The sequence below is a fragment of the Haloarcula sp. Atlit-7R genome, assembly GCF_003666065.1.
Taxonomy (GTDB): Archaea; Halobacteriota; Halobacteria; order Halobacteriales; family Haloarculaceae; genus Haloarcula; species Haloarcula taiwanensis.
In genome coordinates this window covers 1-632 of record NZ_QXIK01000054.1, presented here as the reverse complement: position 1 = coordinate 632, position 632 = coordinate 1, and the positions used below count along the sequence as shown (strand labels likewise).

The window sequence follows — 632 nt, the reverse complement described above, 5'->3', positions numbered from 1 at the left end:
GACGACCGCGTGACGTTCGCGGGCCGGCTCTCGGACGCCGACCTCGCCGCGACGCTCCGGGAGTCACACCTGTTCGCGCTCCCCTCCCACTACGAGGGGTTCGGCATCGCCGCGGTCGAGGCGATGGGGTTCGGCCTCCCGGCGCTCGTCTCGTCGGCCGGCGGCGCGAGCGAACTCGTCACGCACCGCGAAGACGGCTTCCTCGTCGACCCGACCGACCCGGCCGAACTCACCGACGCCGTGGCCCCGCTGTGTCGGAATCGCCGGCGGTTGCAGTCGCTCGCTATCTCGGCCCGCGACCGCTTTCTCGCGCACCCGACGTGGGACGAGACGGCGGCGACGGTTCGCTCGTTTTTGCTCGATATCGTTGGTGGCGCCGACTGACGCCGACGCCGACGCGGACCGGGCGTCGACGTCGACCGCGGCGTCGACGCGGCGCTAATCGCCGCGGGCGGGCGAGGGACTGCCGCCGCCACCGCCGCCGACCTCGACGGTTTCTCCGACCTGCGTGTAGACGAGGAGCAGGCCGACCGCGCCCAGCGCGGTCGCGGCCACGAAGGGGACGGCGAAGCCGAAGCCGACGAGGACGCCCGAGAACAGCGCGCCGATGGCGACGCCGAGGCCGAACCCCA

The 632-nt window shown here is 73.4% G+C and carries 1 protein-coding gene and 1 pseudogene; one reads left to right on the top strand and one right to left on the bottom strand.

Features of this window, described 5'->3' with window-relative positions; genetic code table 11:
• A partial coding sequence (locus D3D01_RS22580; protein WP_121513858.1) for a glycosyltransferase family 4 protein occupies nucleotides 1–384 on the top strand: 384 nt, incomplete at its 5' end.
• Nucleotides 385–438: 54 nt separating this feature from the next.
• On the opposite strand, the pseudogene D3D01_RS22575 reads toward D3D01_RS22580, so the two are convergent.
• A pseudogene (locus D3D01_RS22575) lies at nucleotides 439–632 on the bottom strand (MFS transporter); the annotation flags it as partial.